This window comes from Pseudescherichia sp. (assembly GCF_031987975.1).
Classification (GTDB): Bacteria; Pseudomonadota; Gammaproteobacteria; order Enterobacterales; family Enterobacteriaceae; genus Pseudescherichia.
The window spans coordinates 318935-342767 of record NZ_DALZYX010000004.1 but is presented as its reverse complement, the minus strand read 5'-3'; the positions used below and the strand labels follow the sequence as shown (position 1 = coordinate 342767).

At 58.3% G+C, this 23833-nt stretch carries 22 protein-coding genes; 12 read left to right on the top strand and 10 right to left on the bottom strand.

Annotated elements, in window-relative coordinates:
- The first annotated feature begins 70 nt into the window (after window positions 1–70).
- The 5 genes from rbsK (at window position 71) to nepI (ending at window position 5162) form a co-directional block, all read left to right on the top strand.
- On the top strand, window positions 71–991 hold the full coding sequence (gene rbsK, locus RTN40_RS09360; RefSeq protein WP_312211665.1) for a ribokinase: 921 nt from the start codon (window positions 71–73) through the stop codon (window positions 989–991).
- A gap of 33 nt (window positions 992–1024) precedes the next feature.
- Window positions 1025–2341, top strand: coding sequence for an L-fucose:H+ symporter permease (gene fucP, locus RTN40_RS09355; RefSeq protein WP_312228217.1), 1317 nt, complete (start codon window positions 1025–1027; stop codon window positions 2339–2341).
- 11 nt (window positions 2342–2352) lie between these two features.
- Window positions 2353–3369 (top strand): aldose 1-epimerase family protein, encoded by a 1017-nt coding sequence (locus RTN40_RS09350; protein ID WP_312228216.1) that lies wholly within the window; start codon window positions 2353–2355, stop codon window positions 3367–3369.
- A gap of 65 nt (window positions 3370–3434) precedes the next feature.
- On the top strand, window positions 3435–3887 hold the full coding sequence (locus RTN40_RS09345) for a DUF1198 domain-containing protein (RefSeq protein WP_409418521.1): 453 nt from the start codon (window positions 3435–3437) through the stop codon (window positions 3885–3887).
- Window positions 3888–3977: 90 nt separating this feature from the next.
- Window positions 3978–5162, top strand: a complete 1185-nt coding sequence (gene nepI, locus RTN40_RS09340) for a purine ribonucleoside efflux pump NepI (protein ID WP_312228215.1) — start codon at window positions 3978–3980, stop codon at window positions 5160–5162.
- Between the two features lie 43 nt (window positions 5163–5205).
- Here the strand turns inward: nepI and RTN40_RS09335 are convergent, their stop codons facing one another.
- From RTN40_RS09335 to RTN40_RS09315, 5 genes are all read right to left on the bottom strand, one after another.
- Window positions 5206–6585 (bottom strand): carbohydrate porin, encoded by a 1380-nt coding sequence (locus RTN40_RS09335; protein WP_312228214.1) that lies wholly within the window; start codon window positions 6583–6585, stop codon window positions 5206–5208.
- A gap of 146 nt (window positions 6586–6731) precedes the next feature.
- The gene (locus RTN40_RS09330) at window positions 6732–7034 is read right to left on the bottom strand and encodes a PTS lactose/cellobiose transporter subunit IIA (protein WP_042393431.1); all 303 of its coding nucleotides are present in this window, start codon (window positions 7032–7034) and stop codon (window positions 6732–6734) included.
- 1 nt (window position 7035) lies between these two features.
- Window positions 7036–8427, bottom strand: a complete 1392-nt coding sequence (locus RTN40_RS09325; protein ID WP_312228213.1) for a glycoside hydrolase family 1 protein — start codon at window positions 8425–8427, stop codon at window positions 7036–7038.
- 19 nt (window positions 8428–8446) lie between these two features.
- Window positions 8447–9772 carry a PTS sugar transporter subunit IIC gene (locus tag RTN40_RS09320; RefSeq protein ID WP_312228212.1) on the bottom strand — a complete coding sequence of 442 codons (1326 nt, stop codon included), beginning with the start codon at window positions 9770–9772 and terminating at the stop codon, window positions 8447–8449.
- A 12-nt stretch (window positions 9773–9784) separates the two neighbouring features.
- On the bottom strand, window positions 9785–10099 hold the full coding sequence (locus tag RTN40_RS09315) for a PTS sugar transporter subunit IIB (RefSeq protein ID WP_312228271.1): 315 nt from the start codon (window positions 10097–10099) through the stop codon (window positions 9785–9787).
- A 292-nt stretch (window positions 10100–10391) separates the two neighbouring features.
- On the opposite strand from RTN40_RS09315, the gene RTN40_RS09310 reads away from it, so the two are divergent.
- The gene (locus tag RTN40_RS09310; RefSeq protein WP_312228211.1) at window positions 10392–11348 is read left to right on the top strand and encodes a LacI family DNA-binding transcriptional regulator; all 957 of its coding nucleotides are present in this window, start codon (window positions 10392–10394) and stop codon (window positions 11346–11348) included.
- Between the two features lie 40 nt (window positions 11349–11388).
- Here the strand turns inward: RTN40_RS09310 and RTN40_RS09305 are convergent, their stop codons facing one another.
- The gene (locus tag RTN40_RS09305; protein ID WP_312228210.1) at window positions 11389–11922 is read right to left on the bottom strand and encodes a carboxymuconolactone decarboxylase family protein; all 534 of its coding nucleotides are present in this window, start codon (window positions 11920–11922) and stop codon (window positions 11389–11391) included.
- Between the two features lie 122 nt (window positions 11923–12044).
- Between RTN40_RS09305 and RTN40_RS09300 the strand changes: the two genes are divergently transcribed.
- The 6 genes from RTN40_RS09300 (at window position 12045) to RTN40_RS09275 (ending at window position 17814) form a co-directional block, all read left to right on the top strand.
- On the top strand, window positions 12045–12959 hold the full coding sequence (locus tag RTN40_RS09300; RefSeq protein ID WP_312228209.1) for an AraC family transcriptional regulator: 915 nt from the start codon (window positions 12045–12047) through the stop codon (window positions 12957–12959).
- Window positions 12956–13873: a LysR family transcriptional regulator gene (locus RTN40_RS09295; RefSeq protein ID WP_312228208.1), complete on the top strand. Its 918-nt coding sequence runs from the start codon at window positions 12956–12958 to the stop codon at window positions 13871–13873. Before RTN40_RS09300 ends, RTN40_RS09295 begins: the two co-directional genes overlap by 4 nt.
- A 100-nt stretch (window positions 13874–13973) precedes the next feature.
- Window positions 13974–14789 (top strand): SDR family oxidoreductase, encoded by an 816-nt coding sequence (locus RTN40_RS09290; RefSeq protein WP_312211676.1) that lies wholly within the window; start codon window positions 13974–13976, stop codon window positions 14787–14789.
- A gap of 44 nt (window positions 14790–14833) precedes the next feature.
- The gene (locus RTN40_RS09285) at window positions 14834–15595 is read left to right on the top strand and encodes an SDR family NAD(P)-dependent oxidoreductase (protein ID WP_312228207.1); all 762 of its coding nucleotides are present in this window, start codon (window positions 14834–14836) and stop codon (window positions 15593–15595) included.
- Between the two features lie 48 nt (window positions 15596–15643).
- Window positions 15644–16834 (top strand): MFS transporter, encoded by a 1191-nt coding sequence (locus RTN40_RS09280; protein ID WP_312228206.1) that lies wholly within the window; start codon window positions 15644–15646, stop codon window positions 16832–16834.
- A 26-nt stretch (window positions 16835–16860) separates the two neighbouring features.
- Entirely contained in the window at window positions 16861–17814 is a 954-nt protein-coding gene (locus tag RTN40_RS09275; RefSeq protein WP_312228205.1) for a GlxA family transcriptional regulator, read from the top strand.
- Here RTN40_RS09275 and RTN40_RS09270 read toward each other — a convergent pair.
- From RTN40_RS09270 to fdhF, 4 genes are read right to left on the bottom strand one after another with little or no spacing between them, the layout of a single operon-like run.
- Window positions 17784–18791: a cytochrome d ubiquinol oxidase subunit II gene (locus RTN40_RS09270; RefSeq protein ID WP_312228204.1), complete on the bottom strand. Its 1008-nt coding sequence runs from the start codon at window positions 18789–18791 to the stop codon at window positions 17784–17786. The two genes, RTN40_RS09275 and RTN40_RS09270, sit on opposite strands and share 31 nt — an antisense overlap.
- The gene (locus tag RTN40_RS09265) at window positions 18784–20196 is read right to left on the bottom strand and encodes a cytochrome ubiquinol oxidase subunit I (RefSeq protein ID WP_312228203.1); all 1413 of its coding nucleotides are present in this window, start codon (window positions 20194–20196) and stop codon (window positions 18784–18786) included. Before RTN40_RS09265 ends, RTN40_RS09270 begins: the two co-directional genes overlap by 8 nt.
- A 17-nt stretch (window positions 20197–20213) precedes the next feature.
- A complete protein-coding gene (locus RTN40_RS09260; protein ID WP_312228202.1) occupies window positions 20214–20702 on the bottom strand; it encodes a DUF1641 domain-containing protein in 489 nt (162 codons plus the stop codon).
- Entirely contained in the window at window positions 20702–23674 is a 2973-nt protein-coding gene (fdhF, locus tag RTN40_RS09255) for a formate dehydrogenase subunit alpha (protein WP_312228201.1), read from the bottom strand. Before fdhF ends, RTN40_RS09260 begins: the two co-directional genes overlap by 1 nt.
- Between the last annotated feature and the right edge of the window lie 159 nt (window positions 23675–23833).

The following is a 23833-nucleotide window of genomic DNA, read 5'->3' as shown; positions in this document are numbered from 1 at the left end:
TGATACTAAAATAACATGATAATGTTACGATAATATCATTGTTAAGCGTTTGTTTCTGAGAGGTAGGAAAATGGATATCGCAGTCATCGGCTCCAACATGGTGGATTTAATCACCTACACCAACCAGATGCCGAAAGAGGGTGAAACCCTTGAAGCTCCGGCGTTCAAGATTGGCTGCGGCGGGAAAGGTGCCAATCAGGCCGTTGCCGCAGCGAAGCTCAACTCTAAAGTATTGATGCTGACCAAAGTGGGCGATGATATCTTTGCTGACAACACTATCCGCAACCTCGAGTCGTGGGGCATCAATACCACCTACGTAGAGAAAGTGCCGTGCACCAGCAGCGGCGTCGCGCCTATTTTCGTTAATCCTAACTCCAGCAACAGTATCTTGATTATTAAAGGGGCGAATAAATTCCTCTCGCCAGAGGATATCGATCGCGCCGCGGAAGATCTGAAGAAATGTAAGCTCATCGTTTTACAGCTTGAAGTGCAGCTGGAGACGGTCTATCACGCCATTGAGTTTGGGAAAAAACACGGCATTGAAGTGCTATTAAATCCGGCCCCGGCGCTGCGCGAGCTGGATATGTCCTACGCCTGCAAATGTGATTTCTTTGTGCCGAATGAAACCGAGCTGGAGATTCTCACCGGCATGCCGGTCGATAGCTACGACAATATTCGTCGCGCTGCCCGCAGCCTGACTGATAAAGGACTGAATAATATTATCGTCACCATGGGCGAGAAGGGTGCACTGTGGATGACCCGTGATACGGAAGTGCATGTTCCGGCGATCAAAGTGAATGCCGTCGATACCAGCGGCGCGGGCGATGCTTTTATCGGCTGCTTTGCCCACTACTACGTCCAGAGCGGTGATGTGGAAACCGCCATGAAAAAAGCCTCGCGTTTCGCGGCCTTCAGCGTAACGGGCAAAGGCACCCAATCGTCCTATCCCAGCATTGAGCAGTTCAATGAGTTTCTGGCGATAAACGAATAATAAAAAAACCCCTACACTGTAAAAGGTAGCACTATGAACGATAAAAACATCGTTCAGATGCCCGATGGGTATCTGAATAAGACCCCTCTGTTCCAGTTTATTTTGTTATCGTGCCTGTTCCCATTATGGGGCTGCGCCGCAGCGTTAAATGATATTTTAATTACGCAGTTTAAAAGCGTATTTTCACTCAGTAACTTCGCCTCTGCCTTAGTGCAGAGTGCGTTTTACGGTGGCTATTTCTTAATTGCTATTCCGGCATCGTTGGTCATTAAAAAGAGCAGCTATAAGATTGCTATTTTAATTGGCCTGACGCTCTATATTGTCGGCTGTACGCTCTTTTTCCCGGCGTCGCACATGGCAACCTACACCATGTTTCTCGCCGCGATTTTTGCCATCGCCATCGGCTTAAGCTTCCTTGAAACCGCCGCCAACACCTACAGTTCAATGCTGGGGCCAAAATCTCACGCCACGCTACGCCTCAACGTGAGCCAGACCTTCTACCCGATCGGGGCAGCGGCGGGCATTCTGCTCGGCAAGTACCTGGTCTTCTCCGAAGGTGACAGCCTGGAGAAGCAGATGGCGGGCATGACGCCAGAGCAGATCCATAACTTTAAAGTGCTGATGCTGGAGAACACGCTCGAGCCGTATAAGTACATGATCATGGTGCTGGTCGTGGTGATGGTGCTGTTTATGTTAACCCGCTTCCCGACCTGCAAGGTCGCGCAGACGGCGAACCGTAAGCGCCCGTCGGCAATGGACACCCTTCGCTACCTGGCGAGCAACGCCCGTTTCCGCCGCGGTATTCTGGCGCAGTTCCTCTATGTCGGTATGCAGGTTGCGGTCTGGTCGTTCACTATCCGTCTGGCGCTGGAGCTGGGAGATATTAACGAGCGTGATGCCTCTAACTTTATGGTTTACAGCTTTGCCTGCTTCTTTATCGGCAAATTCGTCGCTAACATTTTGATGACGCGCTTCAACCCGGAGAAGGTGCTGATCCTCTACTCTGTTATCGGCGCGCTGTTCCTGGCTTACGTTGCTCTGGCCCCGAGCTTTAGCGCAGTATACGTGGCGGTGCTGGTCAGTATCCTGTTTGGGCCATGCTGGGCCACCATCTACGCTGGCACGCTGGATACGGTGGACAACGAGCATACCGAGATGGCGGGGGCAGTGATCGTGATGGCGATCGTTGGCGCGGCGGTAGTTCCGGCGGTGCAGGGCTACGTAGCGGATATGTTCCACTCGTTACAGCTCTCATTCCTCGTCTCTATGCTCTGCTTTGTCTACGTCGGCATCTATTTCTGGCGTGAAAGCAAAGTACGTCGTGAACTGACCGCAGCAACCGCTTCCTGAGGAGAATCGCTATGAAAACCTGTTTGCCACTGTGGCGTGAGCTTTTTACTACGCAACCGCGAACGCTGCTGGAGAACGGCGACTTTACGGTCAGCGCCTTCCGCTACCCGAGCGGCGTTGAAGGCCTGAGGGTGGCAAACGCCCGCGGTCACCTGGTGATCTTACCCTGGCTGGGGCAGATGATCTGGGACGCGGAATTTGACGGCCACGAGCTGACCATGCGCAACATGTTTACCCAGCCGAAGCCGGCCAAAGAGATTGTCGAAACCTATGGCTGTTTTGCCTTTCACTCAGGCCTGTTGGCCAACGGCTGCCCCTCGCCGGAGGACACCCATGCGCTACATGGAGAGATGGCCTGTGCGGCGATGGACGAGGCCTGGCTGGAGATCGACGGCGATACGCTGCGCGTCGGGGGCCGCTACGAGTACGTGATGGGCTTCGGCCATCACTACCTGGCGCAGCCCGCGGTCACGCTGCGTAAAGCCAGCGCGCTGTTCGATATTGATATGACGGTCACTAACCTGGCCTCGGTGGCGATGCCGCTCCAGTATATGTGTCATATGAACTATGCCTATGTTCCTGAGGCGACCTTCAGCCAGAACCTGCCGGACGAGGCGCTGGCGCTGCGGGAGTCTATACCGGCACATGTGAAACCCACCGAGCAGTGGCTGGCGTTCAACCAGCGCATCCAGCAGGGTGAAACCACGCTGAAGACGCTGAGCGAGCCGGCGTATTACGATCCCGAGATCGTCTTCTTTGCCGACAGGCTGGATCGCTACACCGCGACGCCGGAGTTTCAGATGACCGCGCCGGACGGCACGACTTTCGTCACCCGCTTCTCCAGCGCTGAGTTCAAGTATGCGACGCGCTGGATTTTGTATAACGGCGATCAGCAGGTCGCGGCGTTCGCGCTGCCGGCCACCTGCCGTCCGGAAGGGTTTCTGGCGGCACAGGCCAACGGCAGCCTGCTGACGCTGGCCCCGCAGGAGAGTCGCAGCTTTAAAGTGACGACAGGGATAGCGCACTAAAGAGACTGTATGCGTCGCCGCGTTTACCCGTATGATAAGCGTTCTGGCACAGGGCAGGAGCTTTCATGATTTGGTTAACGCTGGCGACGCTGGTTATTGTTTTTGTAGTAGGTTTTCGCGTTTTGACCTCAGACTCGCGGCGGGCGGTGCGTCGTCTGAGCGAGCGGCTGGGTACTACGCCAATGCCGGTTGAATCGATGATCGATCAGCTGGGTAAAGCCGCAGGCGCGGAGTACATTCAGTACCTCTCTCGTCCGGACGAGGCGCATCTCCAGAATGCCGCCCAGACGCTGCTGATCTGGCAGGCGTGCATTGTCGATAGCAGCGAGCAAAACCTCCACTACTGGCACCGCACGCTGCAAAAGGCCCGTCTGGCCGCGCCGCTGACCGATGCCCAGATACGTCTGGCGCTGGGTTTCCTGCGCGAGCTGGAGCCGGATATGGCCGACATCAACAACTTCCAGATGCGCTACAACGCCTTCTTTATGCCTGACGAGGGCGTCCACTGGCTGCATTAAAAGTGGAAAGTTGCTAAAACGTTAAATGCGTCACACTCAGAATGTTACACTGCGCGACTTTACCGCACTGTGACGTTGCCTGGAGGCAAAATGAGTGAGCATTTACAGGGAAAACCCCACCCGGAACTGGCCCGGCCAAACTGGTCAGCCGTCTTCGCCGTCGCCTTTTGCGTGGCCTGCCTCATCACGGTGGAGTTTCTACCGGTCAGCCTGCTGACGCCGATGGCACAGGATTTAGGCATCTCCGAGGGCACTGCCGGACAGTCGGTCACCATGACCGCCTTTGTTGCCATGTTTGCCAGCCTGTTTATCACCCAGACCATTCGCACCACCGATCGCCGCTACGTGGTGCTGATCTTCTCGGTGCTGCTAACTCTCTCCTGCCTGCTGGTGTCGTTTGCCAACAGCTTTACCCTGCTGCTCATCGGGCGCGCCTGCTTAGGCCTCGCTCTCGGCGGTTTTTGGGCGATGTCCGCTTCGCTCACCATGCGCCTGGTCCCGATGCGTGTGGTACCCAAGGCGCTGTCGGTAATTTTTGGTGCGGTGTCGATTGCGCTGGTGATCGCTGCGCCGCTGGGCAGTTTCCTCGGCGGTATTATCGGCTGGCGTAACGTCTTTAACGCGGCGGCGGTGATGGGGATCGTCTGTACGCTGTGGGTCTGGAAAGCGCTGCCGTCCCTGCCAGGCGAGCCGATGCAGCACAAGGAAAATATGTTTGGCATCCTCAAGCGGCCAGGCGTGCTGGCGGGGATGACCGCCATCTTTATGGCCTTTGCCGGTCAGTTCGCCTTCTTTACCTACATCCGCCCGGTCTATATGAGCATGGCAGGCTTTGACGTCGATGGCCTGACGCTGGTGCTACTCAGCTTTGGTATTGCCAGCTTTATCGGCACCTCAATGTCATCCGCGTTCCTGAAAAAATCGCTGAAAACGGCGTTGGCCGTTGCACCGCTGGTGCTGGCCCTTAGCGCCCTGACGCTGATCCTCTGGGGCAGCGATAAAATCGTCGCCTCTGCGGTGGCGGTAGTATGGGGATTAGCCTTTGCGCTGGTGCCGGTGGGCTGGTCGACGTGGATCACCCGCTCGCTGGCGGATCAGGCGGAAAAAGCTGGATCGATCCAGGTTGCGGTGATCCAGCTTGCCAATACCTGCGGTGCGGCAGTCGGCGGCTACGCGCTCGATAACCTCGGCCTGCTCTCGCCGCTGGTGCTCTCCGGCAGCCTGATGCTGCTGACGGCGCTGCTGGTGGCTGCGAAAGTACGCGTAAAAGGGTAATCGCTTTTTGCCCGGCAGGCGCTGCGCCGCCGGGCGTTATCCGTCAGAACCACGCTTCCCACATCGCGCCGACGTTGAACGAGTCGAGATTGCTCTCCTCCGTACCGTTTACCCGTGCGGTGCGGTCGTTATCCACCTGGCCGCCGGTGACGTAGAAGCGCAGCATCGGACGGAACTCCGGTCCCATTGCAATCGAAACGTTCTGCGACAGGGTCAGCTTCCAGCCGTGGTTATCCCCACCCTGGTCAAAATCGACCCGCTGATAGCCCGCTTCCAGCCAGGTAGAGTGCACGTCGTTCCACCAGTACATCGGACGCACGATCGCGCCGTAGTTGCGTCGGTTATCCACGCTATTGGCATCATTATCGTAGTCGTGGAAAGCGAGGAGGTACTCAATCTGCGCCTGCTGGGTAAACTTATAGTTACCCTCGAAGCTGGCGTAGATCGCCGTCAGGTCGTCGGTTTTGTTATAGACGCTGTTGTCTGAGTTGTCCGAGTAGCGGGCAATTACCTTGTTTACCCCTTTCTCACCGGTGTGGCTCAGCACGACGCCGCCCTGCCAGGCATTTTTACGCTCGTCGGTGTCTACCGCCTTCGAGTCAAAGCCGTAGTTGGCGTACAGCTCCAGATCCAGCGGGCCGACCTTCATGCCGTGCACTTTGGAGGTAATAGCGTAGTTGCCTTTATCACCGGTGCCGGAGCCGCCGGTACAGGTGATACGCGACGGGTTGCCTTCATCGTTCATTACTTCCGGGCTACAGGACTCCACCGCAGCTACCGCCGCGACGTCAAACTGTACGCCGCCGATGTCGAAGTTTTTCACCCCTGCGCCCTGACCGTCGTGGTTCATCCAGAAGTAGTCGTTGATGCCCTGCTGCGGACGCTGGTGGAAGTCACGGCCCGCCCACAGGTAGGCGTTGGGGTTGGACTCCAGAATGTTAGTCACCCCGGCGTAGGCTTTTTTCAGGTTCACCTCATCGCCCCAGTGATCAAACATTACGTTGATGTCCCAGATGGCGCCGTTGTTGCCTTTGAACGCTTTCGAGAGCTGGAACTCACCGCCGTTGCCCTCGTTGCCCAGACGACCAATGGCAGAGGAGCCGTTATAGGAGCCGTCAACGCCAACAAATTTCTGATCGCCGCCCTGGAACTGCGCCCCGTAGCGGGCATAGCCGCTAAACTTGACGCCAAAGGGGATCGCCATATCTGGCGACTGGGCCGCTGACTCCGGCTCGTTGATCACGTCGGCTTTTTTATCTACCGCCACATCCATTTTCTTTTGCCGCTCCGCGAGGGCTTTATCTACCGCTTTTGCCACAATCGCGTCGATCTGTTCCTGAGTAAACTCCTGGGCGCTGACTGAACCAGAGCAAAGGGCAGCCATCACCGCCAGCGCGACTGGAAGTTTTTTATCTATTTTCATTTTTTGTCTCAATCTAATATATTATTTTTAGACAATAACTATCCCGCCGCCTGGTGCGGAATAATTGCGCTATCACCATTAATAGTGAGGTACTGACGTAGGTACAGATTACTTAAAATTTGGGCTGGCTATTTCTCCATAGTAAATTAACGTTGATAGAGACGAATAATCTCTTCAGACAATTCACGGGCCAGCAGTGAGGTCATTAAATGATCCTGGGCGTGAACCATAATTAAGGTCATCGGCTGGCGGGCTTCCCCGGCGTCCTGCTCAATAAGTTTGGTCTGCATATGGTGCGCCTGGCGGGCGTAGCCGTCCGCCTCACGCAGCAGGCTGTTCGCCTCGTCAAAGTTGCCTTCGCGCGCGGCGTGCAACGCCTCAAAGCAGAGGCTGCGCGACTGGCCTGCGTTGACGATAATTTCCATGACGGCCTCTTCCAGTTCAATCATCTTATTGCTCCTCATTGAATCCGTTATTGGCGGCGGTGGCAGCAAACCACTCTCCGCTACGTTTAATCGTTCGCGTCTGGCTGGCTAAATCGAGCTGTACAAAGCCGTAGCGGTTTTTATAGCCGTTGCACCATGACCAGTTATCAATAAACGTCCACATATGATAACCGAGACAGTGACAGCCCTCCTGAATACCCTTATGCAGCCACTTCAAATGGCCGGAAACAAACTCAATCCGGTATTGATCGTTAATTTTTCCATTTTCAACAAAACGCTGCTCATTCTCGACGCCCATACCGTTCTCTGAAATAAAGCAGCGTGGGTTGCCGTAATTAACGCGTAAATTAGTGAGAATGTCGTAAATACCCGGCTCGTATATTTCCCATCCGCGATAAGGGTTCATTTTCCGGCCCGGCATTTCGTAATAATCAAACAGCCACTCCGGCATAAACGGCGAGGCTGGATTAACTGCGCTATCACGGCACTTCACGCGTCGCGGCTGGTAGTAGTTGATCCCCAGCAGATCGATTTTGCCATCGGCAATCAGGGCGTTGTCCTCCGGGAGACAGGCCGGCAGCTGGTCATAATCTTTCAGCAGCGCCACCAGGTCCGCCGGATACTCGCCAAGCAGCACCGGGTCGAGGAAGCTGCGGTTAAACAGCAGATCGGCATGGTGCGCGGCGGTCAGATCCGCCGGGTTGTTTGAGCGCGGATAGGACGGCGTCAGATTAAGTACAATACCGATCTCGCCAGGATAATGACCGGCGCGGTAGGTGCGCACTGCCGAGGCGTGTGCCAGCACGGTATGGTAAGCCACCGTCGCCGCCCGCCTGAAATCCACCACGTTGGGGTAGTGGAAGTCATACAGGTAGCCGCCTTCCACCGGCACAATTGGCTCGTTGAAGGTAAACCAGTGCAGCACCCGATCGCCAAACAGCTCGAAACAGATCCGCGCGTAGCGGCTAAACGCCTCCACCACCTCACGGTTTTCCCAGCCGCCTTTCTCCTGCATCGCCATCGGCATATCAAAGTGGAACAGGGTGATAAATGGAGCGATCCCCTGGGCCAACAGCTCATCAATAACGTTGTTATAGAACGCCACCGCCTCAGGATTAACCTCGCCCACGCCGTCCGGGATCAGCCGCGACCAGCTCAGCGAGGTACGGAAGCTGTTGTGGTTGAGCTGCTTGAGCAGGGCGATATCCTGCCGCCAGTTCTGGTAGAACGTCGATGTGTCCTGCGGACCGACCTGCTGGTGAAAGCGCCAGGGCTGGCTGGCATACCAGTGGTCCCACGTGGTCGCGCTTTTGCCGCCCTGCTGGCTCTGGCCTTCGGTTTGCAGCGCGGAACTGGCGCTGCCCCACCAGAAATGCTCTGGGAATACGTATTTCATCTCTCTTCTCTCCCGTTAATTACTGGCGAACGGTTCCGGCCAGCGGAGTGACGTCCTGCGCTTTCTGCTCTTCGGTTTTCATCAGCGAACGCTCGTAGGCCCGCAGGAACGGCAGGTACATCAGGGCGGACAGCACCATGCAGATCCCGCACATGATGACCGGACTCAGCGCCCAGTTAGCGGCCCAGGACGCGCCAATAGGGGCGGGCGTTGTCCACGGCGTCAGGGAAACGACCTGTGCCAACCAGCCCAGTTTCGTTGCGCCATAGGCGAGGCAGGCGTTAATCATTGGCACGAAGACGAAGGGGATAAACAGCATCGGGTTCATGATAATCGGCGCGCCGAACAGAATCGGCTCGTTGATGTTAAAGAAGCTCGGCACGATGCCCATCTTGCCGATGGTGCGCAGATGGGTGGCGCGGCTGCGCAGCAGCAGGAAGGCCAGCGGCAGGGTTGAGCCAACGCCGCCAATCAGCAGGTAGTGATCCCAGAAGCCTTGCAGGTAGACGTGAGGCAGCGCCGCGCCCGCCGCCAGTGCGGCCTGGTTAGCGGAGAGGTTCGCCATCCAGAAGGGGTTCATAATGCCGGTAACGATCAGCGACCCGTGAATGCCAGCAAACCAGAAGATCTGGCACAGCAGGACGGAGAGCAGGATGGCTGGCAGGGAATCCGATGCCGAAACCAGCGGCTCCAGCAGGTGCATAATCGCTTGAGGCAGGATCATGCCGGTTTGCGCCTCGATAAACAGGTTCAGCGGGTGCAGCGTACCGATAATCACCACCACCGGGATCAGGATCTCAAAGGAGCGCGCCACGCCGGTGGGCACCTCTTTCGGCAGGCGGATAGTGATGTTGTTCTGCTTCAGCCACGCATAGACGCGGGTGGAGTAGATGGCGGTGATCAGCGCGGTAAAAATCCCCTGGCCCGACAGGTACTGGGTGGAGATTTTACCGTCGGCATAGGGTGCGGCCACCAGCAGAAAGGCCATAAACGCCAGCAGCCCGGACATCACCGGATCGAGATTAAACTGCCGCCCGAGGCTGGCCCCGATCCCGACCGAGATAAAAAAGGTCATCACGCCCATGCTCAGGTTAAACGGCAGCATCAGCTGCTCGCGGTAGGTCTGGGAGAAATCGAGCCAGCCGCGCGCGAAACCGTTAGTGGTATCGGCAGAGAAGGGCGGGAAGATAAACACCAGCATAAAGGAGCCGATGATCATAAACGGCAGCGCGGCGGTAAAGCCGTCGCGGATGGCGATGACATACTTCTGTTGCCCCAGACGCCCCGCCAGCGGCGTGATGGACTGCTCGATAACGGCAACCATGGATTGATATAATGAACTCATAGGAACACCCTTTTAGTGTGCCGCTTCGATGAGCGACAGAGCAAAGTCCAGCACCTTATCGCCGCGCTGCATACCGTAGTCCATTGGGTTAATGGGCTGAACGGGAATGCCGTGGGCGGCAGCCTTTTCTGACAGCGTGTTAAGCATGTATTTCACCTGCGGTCCCAGCAGCACCACCTGATAACGCGGAAACTGGGTATCAAACTCCGCTACGCCGTAAGCATCGATCTCTACCGGTAAACCTCTTTCATCTGCCGCTTCGACCATTTTCCTGACCAACAGGCTAGTGGACATCCCCGCAGAGCAGCACAGCATGATCCTGATCATCATCCCCATCCTCTAAATGTTAAAAGTTATTACAATGATGATTGGATAACAGATGGAAACCGGTTTCCATCTGTTAGGCTTCGAAGTGTGATACCCATCAAAATCCATAAGCTATATGATAATTTTCCTGGATTTACATCACATGTTTTTATGGCTTACTACCAGCAATAAGAGTTAAACGGAAAATCGGTTTCCATGGGAAATAGAATGCAGCTATACTGCTGCTGGCGATATTATGCACCATGTTTTGGTTGTTTTTTGGGCTGCGCATGCGGCCTGACAGGGGATAAAGATGTCTACAATCAACGATGTATCACGTCTGGCGGGGGTGTCTAAAGCGACCGTCTCACGGGTGTTGAGCGGGTCACGCGGGGTCAAAGAGGCCAGTCGGCTGGCGGTGCTGAAAGCCGTCGAGGAGCTAAACTACCGGCCCAACGTCATCGCCCAGTCTCTGCTTAGCCAAACCACAGGCTGCATTGGCGTCATCTGCGCCCAGGACAATATCAACCAGACCACCGGCTACCTTTACGCGCTGGAGAAGCACCTTAGCCAGCATCAGAAGCACCTGCTTTTGCGCTTTGCCAACAGTCGCTCGGAGGTGATTAGCGCCCTCGATGAGCTGACCTGCGGCCTGTGCGATGACGTCCTGATCATCGGGGCGCGTTTCCCGCTGAGTAACCTTGGCTATGACGATGTGATTCTGGTGGACTGCGCAGAGGCCGACACGCCGAACAGCATCCAGTTCGATCATGCCTTCGCGGCGGAAACGGCCTGTAACTATTTAATTAGTCAGGGGCGACGGCAGATAGCGCTCATCCACCCCGACATCAGCGGCTCTGCCGAGCGGGTTCTGCTGGGCTACAAGCACGCGCTGGAAAACAACTTCCTGCCCTTTAACCGTAACCTGGTGTTTATGGACGCCACCTCGGCGTCGGTTGCGCTCCAGGTGCTGCTCAACAACGCGACTACGCTGAACTTTAATGCCCTGCTGGTGGCCGACGAGCAGGAGGCGCAGCGGGTGATTACCCAGCTGCAGGCGTTTAATAAATCGGTGCCGGGTGACATCATGGTCTTCAGCCTTGCTGGTTCCGTGCACCTGCCGGGGATCCCAACCATCCCGGCTATCGAATACTCGATGGACGCGATGGCAGCCCGCATCGTCAGCTGGCTGAGCGAAAAAACCCAGGACGTGCTGGGTTCATGCGTGCTGCGCGGGGATCTGATTATTCCGGATATGCGCCAACGTTGACAGAGCAGGCCCGGCAGCAACGCACCGCCGGGCCGCTCGTTTAGTTCACCTTCGGGAAATCCACGACGGTGTCGTTGACCCGGTTAATCATATTGGTGAACAGAATGGCGCTGACCGCGCTGATGGTCTCTACCACCTGACGATCGCTAAAGCCCGCGCCACGGAAGCGGCTAACGGTCTCCTCCGGCAGCGTACCGCGCGTCGTCACCAGCGCTTTCACAAATTTCACCAGGCCATCAATGTGCGCATCTTCCGGATAGTCGGCGCGACGCAGCTGCTCGGTCTGCTCAACGCTGTAGCCTGCCATCTTGCCGGTCAGGGTATGAGCAGCCAGGCAGTAATCACAGCCGGAGGCTTCGCTGACGGCGAGGTTAATTGCCTCCAGTTCGCGTTTGCTCAGGCTGCTTTTCGCCAGCGCGGCGTTGTGCTGCAACGCCTGGGCGAGCATATCCGGCGCGTTGCCAATGGTCTGGTAGGCGTTAGGCACTTTACCCATCCCACGTTTAATGGCGCTGAAGAGTTCAGCTGTCTGGCCAGTGGCGTTATCGGGCTGGATAGTAGTTAAACGGCTCATGATCTTCTCCTGTCAGTTTATGGGTTCCGCCGTATTGGCGATGGACTCATAATAGGGGGCCCGCGGCGGGGTCATTGCCGCTCATCGTCTCGATTTTTTGTCCTGTCGTCTCAGGAGAAGTTATGGATAGCCTTAGCCAACTACTTGCTATGCTGGCCCCGGAGTGCGCCGTTAACCTGCACTGCCGCTTTTCCGGACGCTGGGAGGCCGACCATCCCCAGCTTGCCGCTGGCACCGTGCCCTGGCATGTTATTCTGCGCGGTGAAGCCCGGCTGGTGATGGCGGGCAGAACGCTTGACGTGCGCGCTGGGGATATCCTACTGCTGCCCCACGGCTCGCCGCATCTGCTTCAGGGGCTAGTGGAGTGGGGACAGGTCGCGCCCGTAGCGAAACGTCATAACGGGACGCTAACCGAAGTAGAGACCAGCGGGCCGGGTCCTGCGGTAGAGGTGCTGTGCGGCGAGTTTCATTTCGGGCCGGGCTACAGCTGGCTCTTCGCCGACAACGCGGCGCTGATCCATCTGCAAACCCACGACCGGGAAGATTGCCCCGAGCTGGAGCTTCTGCTGACGATGCTGGTGCGGGAGAGCCTGACGCCACAGCCGGGCGGGGCCACAATAGTCAAAAGCCTGGCCGCGACGCTGCTGGCCTTGCTGATGCGGATCCTGCTCTCCCTGCGTGAACCTCCTGCCGGGCTGCTGCGCCTGATGAGCGATAAACGGCTGGTCCCTGCGCTACTGGCGGTACTGGCCGATCCGGCCCATTCGTGGACGATGGAGATCATGGCCGAGCGCTGCTTCTTATCCCGCGCCACTTTTGCCCGCCACTTTGCCCGCAGCTATCACCAGACGCCCCAGGTTTGGCTCTCCCAGCTGCGCCTAACCCTCGCCTCGCGGATGCTAATGGAGGAGACGCAGGCAACCGTGGATGCGGTGGCCGGACGCTGCGGCTTTCTGTCACTGGCCTCGTTTACACAGGCCTTTAAGCGCCTGTATGGTATGACTCCGGGCCAGTATCGAAAGAGACCAAGAGCATGATTCGCCTTGAAGATGTGACGCTGTTTGTGCGCGCCGCGGCGCTGGGAAGCTTCTCTAACGCCGCACGGGAGGCCGATCTGCTGCCGGGCCAGGTAAGCGCTGCCGTTCACCGACTGGAGCGCGATCTCGATAAGCGCCTTTTCGCGCGCTCTACCCGCAGCCTGCGGCTGACGGCAGAGGGGGAGAAGTATCTGCCGTTTGCTCAGGAGCTGCTGGCCGTAGTGCAGGCCGGCGAGGAGAGCCTGCATAGCGATAACGAGTTACAGGGCGAGCTGAAGGTAGCGATGCCGTCAGATATCGGGCGCAACGTCCTGCTGCCGCTGATTACCCGCTTCTGCGAACAGCACCCGAAAATCACGCTGCGGCTCTCGCTCTCCGATCAGGTGAGCGATGTCTTTCGCGATCCGGTGGACGTCGCCATTCGCTACGGTGTGCTGGATAACAGCAGCTACGTGGCGCTGCCGCTGGCAGAGAATAACCGCCGCGTGCTGGCGGCCTCTCCATCCTACCTTGAAAAGCATGGACGGCCTGCCAGCCTTGATGAGGTGACGCAGCACCACTGCCTGCTGTTTACCATGAACAGCCACGTCTATGACAAGTGGAGCTTCCCTGAAAACGGTACCCGCCGACAGCTGACGGTCAAGAGCCGCCTGCTCTGTGACGACGCCGACGTGGCGCGGCGCTGGGCCGTAGAGGGCATGGGTATCGTCTATAAGTCGTGGATCGACATCAGCGCCGATGTGCAGGCCGGACGGCTAGAGATGCTGCTGCCCGCGCATCCAGGGGAAGCCGCACCGCTCAACCTCATCTGTCCACATCGCAAGCAGTTTTCTCCGGCTATTCGCCAGCTGCACAGCGCCCTGCGGGAACACCTAACGGCAATTACCAACCTGCTGCCGGACGTCGCGTATTGATTATGATGTCCTGAATCACTACCCTCTGCGTCATTTAAGACATCACGAAAGCGCATAAGATGAGTTCACCAACCCGATAACACAACACAAGGTGAACATCATGAATACAGCATTTCGTGCGGACAGAGGCACGGCAGTGATTACTGGCGCCTCTACCGGTATCGGCGCTATCTACGCCAGCCGGCTGGCAAGAATGGGTTATGACCTGATAATCGTTGCCCGCAACCATAACCGCCTGAACCAGATGGCGAGCCACATTACCGCCGATACCTCCCGTAACGTAGAAGTGATCTCCGCCGACCTGAATCAGCCTGAATCACTGCGGGCACTGGAAGAGAAGCTTCGCCAGGACGCCAGCATCACGCTGCTGGTCAATAACGCAGGCGTCGGCACCCATACCTCCCTGCTCGACAGCGACATTGACCGCATGGAGTCGATGATCGATCTCAACGTGACCGCGCTGACCCGTCTGACCTACGCCGTTGTGCCGGGCATGGTAGCTCGCGGGCAGGGGGCAATTATCAATATCGCTTCTATTGTCAGCATCGCCCCGGAGTTGCTTAACGGTGTTTACGGCGCGACAAAAGCTTACGTGTTGGCCTTCAGCCAGTCGCTGCATCATGAGCTGGCAGAAAAGGGTATTCAGGTACAGGCCGTCCTGCCAGGCGCAACCGCCACGCCGTTCTGGGACAACGGTGGATTGCCGCTCGACCAGCTTGATAAATCCATTGTGATGAGTCCGCAGGACATGGTGGATGCCGCACTGGTCGGCTTCAGCCAGGGCGAGCTGATTACTATTCCTTCACTGCATGCGCAGGAGGAGTGGCAGACGTGGGAAGCCGCCCGTCAGGCCATGATGAAACACCTTTCGTCCAGCGTACCGGCCGATCGCTACCGCACCAGCACAACCCATTAATCACCTGCATATAACAACGTTAAGAAACTGACTGGAGAGAGATTATGAAACTGACCGACAACACCATTTTCATTACCGGCGGCACCTCTGGCATTGGCCGGGCGATGGCTGAGCAGTTCCACAAGCTGGGCAATAAGGTGATCATTTCCGGCCGCCGCAAAACGCTGCTGGATAGCGTCACTGCCGCTAATCCGGGAATGGACTCGGTAGTGCTTGACGTTACCGATGCGGCAAGCGTCCAGGCGGCGGCCGAGAGCGTGCTGTCACGCTACCCGGCGCTGAACGTGGTCATCAACAACGCTGGCATCATGCCCTTTGATAACGCTGCGGGCGTGCAGGATGACGCGATGGCCGTCTCTCTGCTCAATACCAACCTGCTGGGACCGGTACGCGTCACCTCGGCGTTTATCGAGCATCTGAAAAAACAGCCGGATGCGGTGCTGATCAACAACAGCTCGATCCTGGCCTTTATCCCGCTAGCGAGTAACGCGCTCTACTCCGCCACCAAGGCGGCGATCCACTCTTACACTCTTTCGCAGCGCTTTCTGCTGCGTGACACCAGCGTGAAGGTGATTGAGATCTCCCCTCCATGGGTCGATACCGATCTGGTCTACCGCAGCGGTGACGAGCGAGCCATGCCGCTGGACGCCTTTATCAGCGAGACCTTCGAGAAACTGAGTAGCGATAATATCGAAGCTATCGTTGACCGCGTGCTGCCCGCCCGCGCCAATCCGGGCGCGGATGAGCATGCCGTCGTGAATCAGTTCAACCAGGCAATGGTTGAGAACCCTATTCCCGTAGCGTAACCGCTGGCCGGAGCGGGTAAGCCGCTCCGGCTTTAAGAGATCGTGGCGATGAAAAATGAGATTACCGCTCCCCAGCGCCGGGCGCTGTGGGCCTTAAGCCTGGCCTATTTTGTCCAGGCGACCGGAGCGCTCTCCGTCGCAGGGAGCCTGGAGCCAATTTCCTATGCCTGGGGGCTGACCGATGCTCAGAGCGCTCGGCTGCTGGCCATTTTCGGTCTGACCTTTGCCATAGGCGCTCCGCTGGCGCAGGTCTTTTTTGGCCACGTCAGGCGTCGTCAGCAGGTGGTTGCCGGAATGAGCGTCTTTGGGCTGGGGGCGTTTCTGTTTGCCCTGGCACCAGACTACAGCGTGCTGGTGTTCGCGCGGATCGTAATGGGGCTTGGTGCATCGCTGATCGGGCCGGTACTGGTAGCGCTGGGATCGGAGCTGGTGAAACAAAAGGAGCGCGGCAGCGCCATCGCCATGATCCTGCTGGGCGTGTCGATGGCCAGCATGGTCGGCATTCCGCTGGCGGCCTGGGTCGCAAATCTGGTAGGGGCGCGAATGCTGTTTACCCTCGTTGGGGCGATGAGCGTGCTGTCGGTCATCAATATTATGCTGAGCGTACCAAACAGCGTCGCTGGGGCAGATATCCGCCTGCGTCAGGTGGAGCAGGTGCTGACGGAGCGGACATCGTTGACGGCATTTCTGGTCGTGTTCTTTATCACCTCCGGCGTCTACGACATGTACGCTTTCATCTCACCGATTGTGCGTGATACCTGGCATGGCGACAGCAGCAGCGTGTCGGTTGCGCTGGCGGTAATTGGCGTGGCCGGCATTCTCGGCAACCTGTTTGTCGCGCGGGCCGCCAGGATCTACAGCGCCGAGCGCCTGCTGACCGCTGGGATAGCGCTATTGGTAGCGGATATGGTGGTCATCACCCTGCTGCCGGGCAAGCTTGCGCTGCTCTATATTGCGCTGGTGTTCTGGGCGTTTGCCACCGATCTGCTGTGGCCTTCACAGCAGCGCAGGATCGTGGAAATGGCCGATCCGCAGACGCGGGGCATCGCTCTGGCGCTGACCAGCGCCTTTATGTTCTGCGGGATTGGCTTTGGCTCCGCCGTCGCCTCATGGATCTATCCGCTTTATGGCTTTTATGGCGTAATGGTCAGTGCGATACTCTTTCTGCTGCTGGCGCTAGTAAGCCTCTGGCTCTCGGAGCATTTTCGCATGCAGCCCCGCCAGGCGGTGAACGTCTGACTTCTCATTTTCGGTAAGGTGATCTGATGCACAGGATTGGTTTAATTATTTCCGATAATTTTCAGATGCTAGCCCTCTCAACGCTGACCGTTTTTGAGTTTGCCAATATTGTAGCGGGCGAGAATTTTTACCAGACGGCGGTCTACTCAGAGCACGGCGGAGCGGTGCGCTCATCGTCGGGGATTGGTATCGATAGTGCGCCATTATCTGCCGATCTACAGATGGATACCTGGCTGTTGGCGGGCGTGTTGATGCCCACCGAGCAGCCCGCCACGCCGGGAATTATTACCTTTCTACAAACTTCGGCCCGACAGGCAAGGCGGCTGGCAGGGATCTGTACCGGTGCGTTTGTGCTGGCCCAGGCGGGGCTGCTGGAGAACCGACGCGCCACTACCCATTGGGCGCACGCGCCCAGTATGAAACGCCTGCATCCGGCCATTCAGCTTGAGGATGATCGCATCTTTATTATTGATGAGGCGATCTGGACTTCGGCGGGTCTCACCGCCGGTCTGGATATGGCGCTGGGAATGGTGGAGAAGGATCTGGGGGCAGATGTGGCTCGCAGCGTGGCGCACCGTCTGGTGATGAACCAGCGCCGCTCCGGCGGCCAGACCCAGCATTCGGAGATGCTGGCCCTGGCACCCCGCTCCGACAGGCTGCAAAGCGCGCTGGAGTATGCGCGTAAAAACCTGCGCAAGCCGCTGACGGTAGATGACTTAGCGGATGCCGTGCACATCAGCGCCCGTCAGCTCACACGACTGTTTCGTGCCGAGACCGGCAAATCGCCGGCTAAGGCCATTGAGGGACTGCGCCTTGAGGCGGCCCGGCTGATGATTGAGCAGAGCCGTTTAACTCTCGATGCCATCGCCCGCGAATCCGGCTTTCGCGACCGCCGCCATATGCGCGAAGTTTTCGTCCGTGGCTATGGCGTGCCGCCCCAGGCGCTGCGTCAGGGACGATCCGCATCCCGTGCGGCGTGAATTTTGCCGCGAAAGATCCAGAAGCCCCAGCTGTTGTAGAGAAGCGTAATCGGCACAAATGCGCCGAAAGCAATAAGCATCAGCTTTTGCGTGGCGGGCGGCGCGGCGGCCTGGGTCAGCAACAGGCCGGGCGGCAGAATGAACGGAAATACCGCCAGCAGCATGGCACCAAACGCGGCGCAAAAGAGCACGAGCGCCATGGCCAGCGGCAAAAATTCACCTTTGCGGCGCAGGGTGGCGAGAAGCCCCACCAGCGCCAGCAGCGCGATGAGCGCGAGCGGCCCGCTGTAGTGCCAGGTCAGCAAATGCAGGCGATAACTCTCCTGCAGCTGCATCGTCCAGATAACCAGCCCGGCCAGCAGCGCGGCGGTAAGCAGCGCAAGCCGTATCGCCTGACGCCTGCCCCAGGCGGCCAGCTTCCCTTCACAGCGCCACACCAGCCAGCAGGCACCGAGCAGCGCATACCCCACGGTGAGCGAAACGGCACAATAGAGCGAAAACGGCGAAAGCCATGCCAGCGGGCCACCGGTGAAGTGCCCGCCGTTATGCGCTATTCCCTCAATCCATGCGCCCATCGTTGCGCCCTGGCTTAGCGACGCAACCCATGATCCGCCGATAAACAGCGGGTCGAACAGCGCTGGACGCTGGTGGCGAAACTCTATGGCCATGCCGCGCACGATTAGCGCCAGCAGCATGATATAGACCGGCAGATAGAGCGCGCTGTAAAGGATGCTAAAGGCGAGCGGAAAAAGTGCCAGCATCGCTCCTGCGGTCAGCACCAGCCAGGTTTCGTTCCCATCCCACACCGGCAGAATAGAGATGTTCATCTGCTGGCGCGCCTGTGGCGGCTGAAATGGCGCGAGCAGGCCGACACCGAGATCGGTACCGTCCAGCACCACGTAGATCAGCACGCCGAAGGCCAGGGCGATGGCGCTCAGCAGCGTTAACGATGGCATAGAAAGGATAGCCTCAAGCATCGTAGCGCCCCCGTATGCTCTGCGGCGTTATGCCACGCCCGGTCTGCTCCGCCACTTCCGCATTTGGCTCTCTTTCATCATGGGATGGCGGCCTGCCAAGCAGGCGCAGCAAAAACCACAGCCCGATGGCGAAGATAAGCAGATACACCACCAGGATGGCAAAAAAGGAGGTCAGCACCAGCGAGGGGGCGACGGGCGAGGCGCTGTGTGCGGTGCGCAGCACGCCGTAAACCGTCCAGGGCTGGCGTCCGGTCTCGGTCACAAACCACCCGGCGAGCATGGCGAAAAAGCCCGCGGGTGCCATCCATACCATGCCGCGTTGCAGCCAGCGCGAGGTCCATAGCCTGCCGCGCAGGCGTGTGACCAGCCCGGCTGCGCCGAAAAAGAGCATCAGCAGCCCAAGCCCTACCATTGCCCGAAACGCGAAAAACACCCCAGGCACCCAGGGAAGCTCATCGCGCGGATACTGATTCAGGCTGTGAATGGTGCCGGTAAGGTTATGGCGTAGATAGAGCGAGCCGATATTCGGAATGGCCAGTTCAAAGTGATTACGCTGCGCCTGCATATCCGGAATGGCGAAAAGCCGCAGCGGCTCGCCTTCGCCGGGCGGCGGCGGATCCCAACTGCCTTCCATCGCCGCCAGCTTTACCGGCTGGTGATCGCGTGTGTTTTCACCATGCAGGTCGCCTATCACAACCTGAATCGGGGTGACGAACAGCAGCAGCCACAGGCCCCAGGAGAACATCAGCCGTGCGCCGCGGTTATCGGGGCGTTTTCGCAGGTGCCACGCCCCTGCGGCGGCGATAAGGCAGGCGGTGGCGAGCATCGCCGCCAGCGTCATGTGGACAAAACGCCAGGGGAAAGAGGGGTTAAAGATAACAGCCCACCAATCGACGGGATGAAAACGGCCATCCGCACCGGTGATAAAACCCGCTGGCGTCTGCATCCAGGAGTTAGCGGAGAGGATCCAGAAGGCACTGAAAATTGACCCGGCGGCCACCACGCAGGTAGCGAAAAAGTGCACCCAGGGGCGCACCTTGCCCATGCCGAAAAGCACCACCCCCATAAACCCGGCCTCAAGGAAAAAGGCGACCAGCACCTCCATGTACATCATCGGCCCCATCACTGCACCGGCACGGTTAGCGAGCGTGCCCCAGTTGGTGCCGAACTGAAACTCCATCAGCACGCCGGTCACCACGCCCACCCCAACGTTCAGCGCGAATACCTTGCTCCAGTATTTATAGAGATCGAGATAAACGAGCTGTTTACGCCATAGCCACAGCCCCTCCAGCAGCATCAGCCACTGGGCGAGGCCGATAGTGAAGGCCGCCAGCACAATGTGAAAGCCGATGGTAAAGGCGAACTGGCTGCGCGCCAGCCACAAAGCCGTCTCCTGGCTTATCATGCTTCCTCCGTTGAGCCTCAGGCGTCGCTCGGTTTACCGCTGAACGACGAAATCGGTTTATCCACCTCTTCCTCCATGCGACGGGAGAAAGCCTTTAGGCCGTTTAGCAGCGGCGTGAGAGAGTGCCATAGCTCGTCGTCATGCAGCATTTTCCAGGCTCCGCGTGCCCCCGGCGCGCTGCCGTTCGCGCTTTGCGGCTGCTCTTCCTCGCGGCTCAGTTCGGCCACAAAATCACGCAGGCCGAAGGCGAGCTTGTAGGTCTGCTCCGGCGGGATGGTGGAGAGCGCCATCAGCAGCACGGAGATATTCTGAATGACATTCAGCGATCCTTTGCGGCTCAGGCCATCAACAATCACCTTCAGCCAGTCGTTATTACTGGCCACCAGATCGTTAGCGAGGCGCAGTACGCCATGCTCATGCAGCGTCTGCAACAGACGCTGAAGTTCTTCCTCGGCGGTGGGGCCGATTTTCGGCGGCTCCACCTGATAATCAATCGCTTTAGCCATTAAAATTTCTCCGGATTCGGGGCCTGTTCGGGCGGGAGGCGATAGTCGTCGCGCTGCCATTTCTCCTCAACCTGCACGTGCGGGATCGGCGTGCGGTTGCCGTAGCGGAAGTTATGCCGTGGCAGAGGAGAGGGGTGCGGCTCGCGTGAAAGCTTCTCCAGCCGGATAGCGATCTCTTTGTAGGCCGGTGTGTTGACGTCCGGGTCGCGATGTTCGCCGGTCAGCAGATTAATGCCCGGCTTGCCCTGATGAATAGAGATGAACAGCGTGCCGCCTGCTACGCGGTCGGTGACGACCACGGGCACCTCCAGCGAGCCGCGCCGTGAGGTGAGTTTCACCCAGTCGCCCTCCGCGAGGCCGCGCTCGGCAGCAAGCGCCGGGCTAATTTCCACAAACCAGTCCGGTGACAGCGACATCGTGCGCCCACCGCGTCCGCTCTGGTTGGTCGCCTGGAAATGCTCCAGCATGCGGCCGTTGTTGAGCGTCAGATCGTACTGCTCATCGGGTTCTTCCTGCGGCGGCTGCCACTTAAGCGGGTAGAGAATGGCGCGCCCGTCGGACGTTTTGAACCTGTCGGTGTAGAGCAGCGGCGTGCTTTTGCCCTCCGCCGTGACGGGCCAGACCTGGGAGCTGAAGCCTTCGAGCCGCTCGTAGCTAACGCCCGCGAACAGGGGCGCAATGCGCGCCGCTTCGGCCATAATCTGCGACGGGTGCGTATAGCCCCAGTCATGTCCCATGCGGGCGGCAAGCTCGGTGAGAATGCGCCAGTCCGGTCGGCTGTCGCCAAGGGGATCCAGCGCCTCGTAAAAGCGCTGGATGCGCCGCTCGGTATTGACGTAGGTACCCTCTTTTTCCACGCTTGGGCAGCCCGGCAGCACCACGTCGGCGAACTGCGCCGTGCGGCTAAAGAAGAGATCCTGCACCACCAGAAAATCGAGGTTGGTAAAGCCCTCGTGAACGTTAGTGGTATCGGCGTCGGCAAAAGCGGTCTCTTCACCAATCACATACATGGCGCGAATTTGTTTTGTACGCGCGTGCTCGACCATCTCGAAGTTATCCGAGCCTGCCTCCAGCGACAGCCGCTCCGGCTCAACGCCCCAGGCATGCGCCCACTTTTCGCGCACGCTTTCATCGCTCACCGACTCGTAGCCGGGGTAGTAATCTTTCAGGCAGCCGAAGTCGCTTGCCCCCTGCACGTTGTTGTGGCCGCGCATCGGGTAGCCACCGGTGCCGGGACGGCCATAGTTGCCGGTTACCAGCAGCAGGTTAGAGAGCGCGGTGCTGGCGTCGGCGCCGTGGCTATGCTGGGTGATACCCATCGCCCAGACGATGCAAACCGCGCTTGCCTTGCCGATAAGCTCAGCAGCGGCGGTGAGTTCCTCAACGGAAAGCCCCGTAGTTTCTGCCGCGAACTCCAGCGTGAAGGGTGCCAGCGACTGGCGATACTCCTCCACCTGGTTAACGCGCTCGGCCAGAAACGCCTCGTCGGCATAGCCGTTATCGAACATATAGCGGGCCATCGCCGAGGCCCATACCATGTCAGTGCCGGGGCGCGCGCGCAGGTGGAGATCGGCGCGCTCGGCCATCTCATGACGGCGAGGATCGACGACCAGCAGCTTCTGTCCGTGATGCTTTTTCGCCGCTTTGATCTTTGAGGCGATCACCGGGTGGTTTTCCGCGGTATTGCTGCCAACGATGACAACCAGATCCGCCTTCTGCAGATCTTCTATCGTACCCGCATCGCCGCCGTAGCCAACGGTGCGGAATAGCCCTTGGGTCGCAGGGTTCTGGCAGTAGCGGGAGGAGTTGTCCACGCTGTTGGTGCCGATAATCAGACGGGCGATTTTCTGCGTCAGGTAGGCCTCTTCGTTGCTGCCTTTGCTGGAGCCGATAAAACCGATGCTTTGCGGACCGTGCTGGTTGCGAATTTGCAGCAGGCGGCGCGCCACCAGTTCCAGCGCTTCATCCCAGCTCGCCTTGCGAAAGCGGTCGTTTTCACGAATCAGCGGGGTGGTAAGGCGTTCTTCATCGTTAATAAAATCCCAGGCGAATTTTCCCTTCACGCAGGTAGAGATACCGTTGGCGGGCGCGTCGGCCATCGGCTGCACTTTCAGCACGTGGCGGTCACGCGTCCAGATCTCAAAGCTGCAACCCACGCCGCAATAGGTGCAGACGGTTTTGGTGCGTTTGATCTCCGGCTGACGCCAGTGCATGTCCATCACTGAAATACCGGTAACGATTTCCGCGCCGGTGGTGTTTTCGACCGCCTTCACCAGATCGATCATGGGTCGCTTAAGCGACTGTTTCATGCTGGTAAACGGCCCGGCGTCCGGCTGCATGGTTTTCTCAAGCAGCGCATTGCAGGGGCAGACGGTGACGCAGTGGCCGCAGCTGACGCAGCTGGATCCGGCGATGGTTTCGCCACCGTCCCACAGAACGCGTGGATGCGCCATGGTGTAGTCGATGCTCAGCGTTTCATTCACCTCCACGTTCTGGCACGCCTCCACGCAGCGGCCGCAGAGAATGCATTGATCGGGGTCGTAGGTGTAGAACGGGTTGGAGTGGTCTTTAACGTAGGGCTTGCGCTGATACTCATAGCGCTGAATGGGGATATGCATATCCGCCATGGTGTTGTGCAGCGTGCAGTCGCCGGTGTTGTGCTCGCAGACGGTACAGTAAAGCTCATGCTTCGCCAGCAGGCGGTCCATCCCCTCATGCTGCGCCGCCTCGGCAAGCGGCGTGCGGCTCGCTATCTCCATGCCCTCCGCGCTTTTAAGCGTGCAGCCGCGCACCAGTTCGCCATTGTATTCCACCCAGCAGACGTCGCAGGTTTGCATCGGTTCAAGCGATGGGTGGTAGCAAACATGGGGCAGTTTCAGACCGCCCGTGGTGAGAAAATCGATTAATGGGACGTTCGCCGGGCCAGTAACCGGCCTCCCGTCGTAAAACAGGGTACACAGGGGCTCGCTCATTTTGCTTCCTCAACCTTGCCAGTGGCCGTCGGCAAACCACGCCGCAGCAGAGTGAAGGCATCTTTTCCCGCAGGAATGCGCCTTCGTTATAGTGGTTTAAAGGTAGCCACGGTTGAGGGGGTTCGCCAGGCAGAGATGCTGCCAGGTATGTATGGAAAA

Bases quoted from the DNA above. Each gene is read 5' to 3' on its own strand.
- RTN40_RS09330 (WP_042393431.1), bottom strand. From the start codon at position 7,034: ATGATTGAACTGGAAGAGGCCGTCATGGAAATTATCGTCAACGCAGGC.
- nepI (WP_312228215.1), top strand. From the start codon at position 3,978: ATGAGTGAGCATTTACAGGGAAAACCCCACCCGGAACTGGCCCGGCCA.
- RTN40_RS09285 (WP_312228207.1), top strand. From the start codon at position 14,834: ATGAAACTGACCGACAACACCATTTTCATTACCGGCGGCACCTCTGGC.
- RTN40_RS09260 (WP_312228202.1), bottom strand. From the start codon at position 20,702: ATGGCTAAAGCGATTGATTATCAGGTGGAGCCGCCGAAAATCGGCCCC.
- fdhF (WP_312228201.1), bottom strand. From the start codon at position 23,674: ATGAGCGAGCCCCTGTGTACCCTGTTTTACGACGGGAGGCCGGTTACT.
- RTN40_RS09350 (WP_312228216.1), top strand. From the start codon at position 2,353: ATGAAAACCTGTTTGCCACTGTGGCGTGAGCTTTTTACTACGCAACCG.
- fucP (WP_312228217.1), top strand. From the start codon at position 1,025: ATGAACGATAAAAACATCGTTCAGATGCCCGATGGGTATCTGAATAAG.
- RTN40_RS09290 (WP_312211676.1), top strand. From the start codon at position 13,974: ATGAATACAGCATTTCGTGCGGACAGAGGCACGGCAGTGATTACTGGC.
- RTN40_RS09280 (WP_312228206.1), top strand. From the start codon at position 15,644: ATGAAAAATGAGATTACCGCTCCCCAGCGCCGGGCGCTGTGGGCCTTA.
- RTN40_RS09295 (WP_312228208.1), top strand. From the start codon at position 12,956: ATGATTCGCCTTGAAGATGTGACGCTGTTTGTGCGCGCCGCGGCGCTG.
- rbsK (WP_312211665.1), top strand. From the start codon at position 71: ATGGATATCGCAGTCATCGGCTCCAACATGGTGGATTTAATCACCTAC.
- RTN40_RS09315 (WP_312228271.1), bottom strand. From the start codon at position 10,099: ATGATCAGGATCATGCTGTGCTGCTCTGCGGGGATGTCCACTAGCCTG.
- RTN40_RS09300 (WP_312228209.1), top strand. From the start codon at position 12,045: ATGGATAGCCTTAGCCAACTACTTGCTATGCTGGCCCCGGAGTGCGCC.
- RTN40_RS09270 (WP_312228204.1), bottom strand. From the start codon at position 18,791: ATGCTTGAGGCTATCCTTTCTATGCCATCGTTAACGCTGCTGAGCGCC.
- RTN40_RS09265 (WP_312228203.1), bottom strand. From the start codon at position 20,196: ATGATAAGCCAGGAGACGGCTTTGTGGCTGGCGCGCAGCCAGTTCGCC.
- RTN40_RS09345 (WP_409418521.1), top strand. From the start codon at position 3,435: ATGATTTGGTTAACGCTGGCGACGCTGGTTATTGTTTTTGTAGTAGGT.
- RTN40_RS09325 (WP_312228213.1), bottom strand. From the start codon at position 8,427: ATGAAATACGTATTCCCAGAGCATTTCTGGTGGGGCAGCGCCAGTTCC.
- RTN40_RS09335 (WP_312228214.1), bottom strand. From the start codon at position 6,585: ATGAAAATAGATAAAAAACTTCCAGTCGCGCTGGCGGTGATGGCTGCC.
- RTN40_RS09320 (WP_312228212.1), bottom strand. From the start codon at position 9,772: ATGAGTTCATTATATCAATCCATGGTTGCCGTTATCGAGCAGTCCATC.
- RTN40_RS09275 (WP_312228205.1), top strand. From the start codon at position 16,861: ATGCACAGGATTGGTTTAATTATTTCCGATAATTTTCAGATGCTAGCC.
- RTN40_RS09305 (WP_312228210.1), bottom strand. From the start codon at position 11,922: ATGAGCCGTTTAACTACTATCCAGCCCGATAACGCCACTGGCCAGACA.
- RTN40_RS09310 (WP_312228211.1), top strand. From the start codon at position 10,392: ATGTCTACAATCAACGATGTATCACGTCTGGCGGGGGTGTCTAAAGCG.